This window comes from Streptomyces sp. UNOC14_S4, assembly GCF_020740835.1.
In the GTDB taxonomy this organism is placed as follows: Bacteria; Actinomycetota; Actinomycetes; order Streptomycetales; family Streptomycetaceae; genus Streptomyces.
On the sequence record NZ_JAINFC010000406.1, the window covers coordinates 1 to 7,050 of the forward strand.

Annotated in this window: 5 protein-coding genes and 1 tRNA gene; 4 read left to right on the top strand and 2 right to left on the bottom strand. The window is 70.9% G+C overall.

Going from position 1 to position 7,050, the window contains the following annotated elements; translation table 11 throughout:
• Positions 1–274: 274 nt before the first annotated feature.
• The gene (locus K6I34_RS27930; RefSeq protein ID WP_229329951.1) at positions 275–1,396 is read right to left on the bottom strand and encodes an aminopeptidase P family protein; all 1,122 of its coding nucleotides are present in this window, start codon (positions 1,394–1,396) and stop codon (positions 275–277) included.
• Positions 1,397–1,645: 249 nt separating this feature from the next.
• Between K6I34_RS27930 and K6I34_RS27935 the strand changes: the two genes are divergently transcribed.
• Positions 1,646–3,796, top strand: a complete 2,151-nt coding sequence (locus K6I34_RS27935) for an MMPL family transporter (RefSeq protein ID WP_229329953.1) — start codon at positions 1,646–1,648, stop codon at positions 3,794–3,796.
• Between the two features lie 61 nt (positions 3,797–3,857).
• Here K6I34_RS27935 and K6I34_RS27940 read toward each other — a convergent pair.
• Positions 3,858–3,931, bottom strand: a tRNA-Thr gene (locus tag K6I34_RS27940).
• Between the two features lie 229 nt (positions 3,932–4,160).
• Here K6I34_RS27940 and K6I34_RS27945 point away from each other — a divergent pair.
• From K6I34_RS27945 to K6I34_RS27955, 3 genes are all read left to right on the top strand, one after another.
• Positions 4,161–5,297 carry an ABC transporter ATP-binding protein gene (locus K6I34_RS27945; RefSeq protein ID WP_229329955.1) on the top strand — a complete coding sequence of 379 codons (1,137 nt, stop codon included), beginning with the start codon at positions 4,161–4,163 and terminating at the stop codon, positions 5,295–5,297.
• A 294-nt stretch (positions 5,298–5,591) separates the two neighbouring features.
• Complete coding sequence (locus K6I34_RS27950) at positions 5,592–6,008, top strand: hypothetical protein (protein ID WP_121801361.1); 417 nt, start codon at positions 5,592–5,594, stop codon at positions 6,006–6,008.
• A gap of 111 nt (positions 6,009–6,119) precedes the next feature.
• The gene (locus tag K6I34_RS27955; RefSeq protein WP_229329958.1) at positions 6,120–6,842 is read left to right on the top strand and encodes a nucleotidyltransferase family protein; all 723 of its coding nucleotides are present in this window, start codon (positions 6,120–6,122) and stop codon (positions 6,840–6,842) included.
• Positions 6,843–7,050: the final 208 nt, after the last annotated feature.

Here is a 7,050-nt window from a genome sequence, read left to right on the forward strand (position 1 = left end):
GGCCGGTGTCGTCCACGGCCTCAACGCGGCGATCGGGTGGGGCGCGGGGCTCATGCTGCTCGCCGCGGCGGTGGCGGGGACGATGGTCACCGCCGGGGCGCCGAAGCGGGTGGGGGCTGCCGCCCCCGGACCCGGTGCCGCTTCTGTGGATGACTTTTCGGCGCCTTAGAGCTCGGTCAGGATCGGTGCGTCGGCGGCTGCGGGTCCGTTCTGGCTGGTCGCGCAGTTCCCCGCGCCCCTAAAGGGGCGCCCGGCGTCGCGGCGCCCCCCCCGGTCACTGCACGACCAGGATCTCCCTGTCCGTGTTGTTCAGCCGACGGCCACCCGTCTCCGTGCACACCACGATGTCCTCGATCCGGACGCCGAAGCGCCCCGGCAGGTAGATGCCCGGCTCGATCGAGAAGGACATGCCCGGGCGGAGCGGCAGGTGTTCGCCCTCGACCATGTACGGCGGCTCGTGCGTGGTGACGCCGATGCCGTGGCCGGTCCGGTGGATGAAGTACTCGCCGAAGCCCGCGTTGCGGATGACCTGCCGGGCCGCCCGGTCGATCTCCTGGCACGGCACCCCGGGCCGTACCGCCTCGAAGGCCGCCTGCTGGGCCTCCCGCACCACGTCGTGGACCTTGCGCTCCTCGGCCGTCGGCGCGCCGACGTGGACCGTACGGGTGGTGTCCGAGCCGTAGCCGTCCTTGAGGCCGCCGAAGTCCATGACGACCATGTCGCCGTCCTGGATGACCCGGTCCCCCGCCTCGTGGTGCGGATTGGCACTGTTGGGGCCCGAGCAGACCAGGGTGAAGTCGACCTGGGAATGGCCGTATTCACGCAGCAGCCGCGCCAGGTCGGCCGCCACGTCGCGCTCGCGGCGCCCCGCGAACCGTAGCCGCACGATGTCCTCGTACGCCGCGTCGGCCGCCGCTCCCGCCGCCGCCAGCCGCTCCACCTCGTACGCGTCCTTGACCGCGCGCAGCATCGGCAGCAGCTCGGTGAACGCCCCGAACGACGCGCCGGGGCAGGCGCGCTGGAACGCCAGCAGGTGCAGCGCCCAGGTGTTGTCCGACACCCCGTACCGGCCGCGCGGGTCCAGCAGGGGGACGAGGTCCGCGTACGGGTCCTGGCCGTCCGGCCAGCCGGTGATCGTCAAGCCCCGCGCGCCCGGCGCGTGTTCGGCGTCGGGGCGCTCCAGCGTGGGGACGATCAGCTGGGGGCGTCGCCCGGGCGTCAGCAGCAGCGCGGTGAGCCGCTCGGTGACGGGCGGCTGGTAGCCGGTCAGCCAGGCCAGGTCGGGGCCCGGGGTGACCAGCAGGCCGGTGAGCCCGGCCTCGGCGGCCGCGACGGCGGCGCGTTCCATGCGGGCGGAGTGGACCATGGGGCCTTCGGGCGCGGCGGATTCGCTCATGGGGGCAGCGTAATCCGGACGAAGGCGCCCGGCCGATATTTTCTCTACCCCACGGGTGAGGGCCCCTCATCCGCCGGGAGGAGGGGTACCCCGACCCAGGGCCGATTTTCCCGGAGTTCCCCCGGATCGCGTTGTCGCGGGGAACTCGGCGCGCCTAGCGTGTTGACGCCCGAATCGAACTCATTGGTTGTCGCTCTTCGCCGTGTTCTTCCGCCGGGCAGTGCTGGACCAGACGTTTGAAGGAGCACCATGTTCCGACGGATAGGACGGTTCGCCGTCCACCGCCCCTGGCTGACCATCGCGGGCTGGATCGTCGCCGCCGTGGCCCTCGCCATGTTCGCCCCGGGACTGAAGTCCACGACCGATGAAACGGAATTTCTTCCTTCGCATTACGAATCCGTGCAGGCCGGGAAGGTCCAGGAGAGGGCCTTCCCGCAGACCGAATCGCCGTCGGCCATCGCCGTTTTCCAGCGGGGCGACGGCGGGAAACTGACGCAGGCCGACCGAAATGACGTCGTCCGGATCACCAAGGCCCTGAACGACAAGCACCACAAGGGCATAGCCAAGGTGGTGACCAACCCCCAGGCCGTCTCGCCCAACGGCGAGATAGCCCTGGCCAATGTCATCGCCGTCGACCGCAATTCCCAGGACCAGACCGTCCCCGACGCCGTCAAGGACCTCCGTTCCGACGCGAAGCCGCTGCTCAAGGACACGCAACTGAGCATGGGCATCACCGGTCAGGCGGCCACCTCGCTGGACGCGAAGGAGTCCTCGGGCGACACCGACTCCATGATCATGTCGGCGACGCTGCTGCTGATCATCGTCCTGCTGCTCGTCATCTTCCGCAGCCCGCTGATCGCCCTGCTGCCCGTACTGATCATCGGCGTCGCCTTCAGCGTGGCGATGAGCCTCATCGGCATCGTGGCGCACGCGGGCGGGCTCAAGGCCGACAACAACATCGCGCCCATCCTCATCGTCGTCCTCTTCGGTGTCGGCACCGACTACATCCTCTTCCTGCTCTTCCGCTACCGCGAGGAACTGCGCGGCGGCGAGCAGCCGAAGAACGCGCTCGTGAACGCCGTCACCCGGGTCGGCGAGACCATCGCCTCCGCCGCCGGCGCCGTCATCGTCGCCTTCGTGGCCCTGCTGCTGTCCACCATGGGCATGATGCGGGCGATGGGTCCCTCGCTCGCGATCGCCGTCGCGGTGGCGCTGGTGGCCGCGCTCACGCTCGTGCCCGCCGTCTTCTCGCTGCTCGGCACCAAGGCCTTCTGGCCGTCGAAGGCGTGGAAGAAGAAGCCGCGCAACCGCCTCGCGGACGGCCTGGGCCGGGCGGTCGCCCACCGCCCCGGCGTCATCGCGGCGGGCTCCGCCGTCGTCCTCGCCGCGCTCGCCATCGGCACGTTCAGCTTCAAGCCGGAGTTCGACACGGACAGCCAGCTGCCGCAGAAGCTGGAGTCCGTCCAGGCCATGAAGGACCTCCAGCGCGGCTTCTCGGCCGGGCAGTCCGACCCGGCGATGATCTACGTCGAGTCGCGGAACGGCACCGTCCTGCGGGCGGGCGACCTGGACGCGTACAAGGCGAAGCTGGAGAAGATCGACGGCGTCGGCTCGGCCGCCCTCACCGCGACCAGCCCGGACAAGTCCGTCGCGCAGTACACCGTCGTCCTCAAGTACCGCCCCACCGAGGACAAGGCCATCGAGCTCGCGGGCGGCCCCCTGCGGGACGGCGCGCACGCCGCGGCGCCCGAGGGCACCCGGGCCGTCGTCGGCGGCACCTCCGCCGTCCTGTCGGACGTCGAGGACGCCGTCGACCACGACTACATGGTCGTCTTCCCGGTCGCCGGGCTCGCCATCATGGTCATCCTGGGCCTGCTGCTGCGCAGCCTCGTCGCCCCGCTGTACCTGATGGCCTCCGTCGCCCTGGGCTTCGGCGCGACGCTCGGCGCGACCGTCTGGCTCTTCCAGGACGCGCAGCACAAGCCCGGCCTGCTGTTCATGCTGCCGGTGATCGTCTATCTCTTCGTCGTCGCGATCGGCACGGACTACAACATCCTCATGGTGGCCCGGCTCCGCGAGGAGGTCCGCCGCGGCGTCCCGGCCCGCGAGGCCATCCGCACGGCGGTCTCCCGCTCGGCGCCCACGATCGCCTCCGCGGCGGTCATCCTCGCGGGCACGTTCGGGGTGCTGATGCTGGCCGACAACTCGATGCTCCAGCAGATGGGCTTCGCGGTGGCCTTCGGCATCCTGCTCACCGCCTTCATCATGGCGATGCTGCTGGTGCCCACGGTGACGTCCCTCCTGGGCCACAAGGCATGGTGGCCGGGCCACCAGGACGCGCCCCGCGCCACCGAGCAGTCCTCGCCGGGAGGTGCCCCACTGGAGGAAGCGCGGCAGTAGACACACCCCCTGTGAAAACAATCGGCCCCCGTGAGCGATCACGGGGGCCGATCCTTTCCGGAGCCGCCTGTCGGATTCGAACCGACGACCCTCGCTTTACAAGAGCGACGCTCTGGCCAGCTGAGCTAAGGCGGCAGGACGCACACGGGCCTGCCCGCGAACGCTGACCCACTCTACACAGCGCCCCCTTCCGGCAGCCACAGAGTTGCCGCGCGCGAAGACGCGCGAAGTTCGCCCCCGGCACCTGCTGACAAGCGCCCTCACCACGGGTAGCGTCACCGGCAGCCCCGTCCGATTGGACTGGACCACTCCTTTTACTCGGATCGTCCGGCACGTTCCTGCCGGTGAAGGGAATCCCCGAACCATGGCCACGGTCACGTACGACAAGGCGACCCGGATCTACCCGGGAGCCGACAAGCCCGCAGTCGACCAGCTCGACATCCAGATCGAGGACGGCGAGTTCCTCGTCCTCGTCGGCCCCTCCGGCTGCGGCAAATCCACCTCGCTGCGCATGCTCGCGGGCCTCGAGGACGTCGACGCGGGCGCGATCCGCATCGGCGACCGCGACGTCACCCACCTGCCGCCGAAGGACCGGGACATCGCGATGGTGTTCCAGAACTACGCGCTCTACCCGCATATGACCGTCGCCCAGAACATGGGCTTCGCGCTGAAGATCGCCGGCGTCAACAAGACGGAGATCCGGCAGAAGGTCGAGGACGCCGCGCGCATCCTGGACCTCACCGAATACCTGGAGCGCAAGCCCAAGGCGCTCTCCGGCGGCCAGCGGCAGCGCGTGGCCATGGGCCGCGCGATCGTCCGCGAGCCCCAGGTCTTCCTCATGGACGAGCCGCTCTCCAACCTCGACGCCAAGCTCCGCGTCCAGACCCGCACCCAGATCGCCGGACTCCAGCGGCGCCTCGGGATCACCACGGTCTACGTCACGCACGACCAGGTCGAGGCCATGACCATGGGCGACCGCGTCGCCGTGCTCAAGGACGGCCTGCTCCAGCAGATCGACTCGCCGCGCAACATGTACGACCGGCCCGCCAACCTCTTCGTCGCCGGCTTCATCGGCTCGCCCGCCATGAACCTGGTCGAGGTGCCGATCACCGACGGCGGCGTGAAGTTCGGCAACAGCGTGGTGCCGGTCTCCCGCGAGGCGCTCACCGCCGCCGCGGACCGGGGCGACACCACGGTCACGGTCGGCGTGCGGCCCGAGCACTTCGACGTGGTCGAGGAGGGCGGCGACTCCCTCGCCAAGCCCTCCGCCTCCGGCAAGGACGCCCCGGCGGGCCTCGCCGTGACGGTGAACGTGGTGGAGGAGCTGGGCGCCGACGGCTACGTCTACGGCACCGCGGAGGTCGGCGGCGGGTCCAAGGACCTCGTGGTCCGCGTGAACGGCCGCCGCGTCCCGGAGAAGGGCTCCCTGGTCCGCGTCGTCCCGCGGCCGGGCGAGCTCCACGTCTTCTCGACGTCGTCGGGCGAGCGCTTGAGCGACTGACGGCTTGTCGCGCAGTTCCCCGCGCCCCTTGCGGGGCGCGGGGAACTGCGCGAGCAACCACAACGCACCCGCAGCCGCCGACGCACACCGGCGACCGAGCTCGCAGGCGCCCCCACGACGGACGTCACACACCGCGACATACCCCCTACCGCACGCCCTGTCCTTAAATACCCCGACACACCTCGGCTTTTCGAGCCCGTACGTCAACCCGCGTACCAATAAAGGCGCCAATTCCTTCGCTCGACCGAGTGACTAAATGCCGCCATACAATTACGCCTCGCTACCATCTGCCACATGAACCAGGCCGCCCGCCGCATCGGCAGAACACTCGCCTTCGTCCTCCCCGTCGTGCTCGTCCTCTCCGGGACCCTCGCGGTCACCCGCGTCCCGTGGGCGGCGCCGAGCTCGGACTCGCAGGTGCTCACCGCTTCCTCGGACACCGCCTCCACCCAGGCCAAGGCCGCCCGCGCCCCGCACGAGGTGCTGCGCGAGGCGCTGCTGAACGAGCTCCAGGTGAAGGGCCCGGGCACCGCGCTCACCCACCTCCAGACGGCCACCAACGGCCGCCCCTCGCTCGCCCGGCACTGCGCCGAGCTGGCCCGCGCGCTCGGCCGCGCCGCCGCCGCCATGTACGGCCCCAAGCAGGCCCAGAGCTACTCGCGCCCCGTCTGCGACACCTCCTTCGCCTCCGGCGTCGCCGAGGGACGCTGACCCCCGAGCGGCGGCCCTGCCGCCCGCCGACGCCGAGCGAAGGGCGCCGTCCGTACGGCGCCCGCTCAGCCGTCCCCGCCCCCGCGCGGGTCACGGCCTATCGTGCGGGGCATGACCGGCACGCACCCGTATCCGTACCCCACCCAAGCCGTGGTCCTGGCCGGAGGCCAAGGGTCGCGGCTTCGCCCGTACACCGACGACCGCCCCAAGCCGATGGTCGAGATCCCCGGCACCGGGACCCCGATCATCGGCCATCAGCTGGCCTGGCTCGCCGCTGAGGGAGTCACCGACGCGGTCGTCTCGTGCGGCCATCTGGCGGAAGTCCTCCAGGAGTGGCTCGTGTCGGCCGAACTGCCGCTCCGCGTGACCACGGTGGTGGAGCGGGAGCCGCTCGGCCGCGGCGGCGGACTGAAGTCCGCGGCCGCCGCGCTGCCGCACCCCGACCGACCCTGGTACGCCACGAACGGCGACATCTGGACCCGCTTCTCGCTCCGCGACATGGCCGCTTTCCACCACGAGCGCGACGCCACGGCCACCCTGGCGCTGGCCCGTCCGCGCATCCCGTGGGGCGCCGTGGAGACCGACGAGTTCGGGCACGTCCTCGACTTCATCGAGTCGCCGCCGTCGCCTTACCTGATCAACGCGGGTGTCTACGTCTTCTCCCCCGCCTTCACCGCCCTGCTGCCCGACCGCGGCGACCACGAGCGCACCACGTTCCCCCGACTCGCACGGGAACGGCGGCTGGCGGGCTATCCACTGCCGCAGGGCGCGTACTGGCGAGCCATCGACACGGCGAAGGACCTGTCGGAGGTGGCGAGAGAGCTCGGCAACTGAGCAGCGCCGACCGGGGCGCCCCGTAGGGGCGCGGGGAACTGCGCGAGCGACCACAGCGAACCCGCAGTCGCCACACCACCGGGCGAACCGAGCTCGTAGGCGCAAGACCCCGCACAGGGAAAAGCCCCGCACCCAACCTTCGGATGCGGGGCCCTCTCGGCGGCCTCAGCCCAGGAGGCCGCCCAACGCTCCGCCCGTCGTGCCACCG

What these genes read in the sequence shown, in the direction of transcription:
- K6I34_RS27930 (WP_229329951.1), bottom strand. Translation starts at nt 1,396, where the DNA reads ATGAGCGAATCCGCCGCGCCCGAAGGCCCCATGGTCCACTCCGCCCGC.
- K6I34_RS27935 (WP_229329953.1), top strand. Translation starts at nt 1,646, where the DNA reads ATGTTCCGACGGATAGGACGGTTCGCCGTCCACCGCCCCTGGCTGACC.
- K6I34_RS27945 (WP_229329955.1), top strand. Translation starts at nt 4,161, where the DNA reads ATGGCCACGGTCACGTACGACAAGGCGACCCGGATCTACCCGGGAGCC.
- K6I34_RS27950 (WP_121801361.1), top strand. Translation starts at nt 5,592, where the DNA reads ATGAACCAGGCCGCCCGCCGCATCGGCAGAACACTCGCCTTCGTCCTC.
- K6I34_RS27955 (WP_229329958.1), top strand. Translation starts at nt 6,120, where the DNA reads ATGACCGGCACGCACCCGTATCCGTACCCCACCCAAGCCGTGGTCCTG.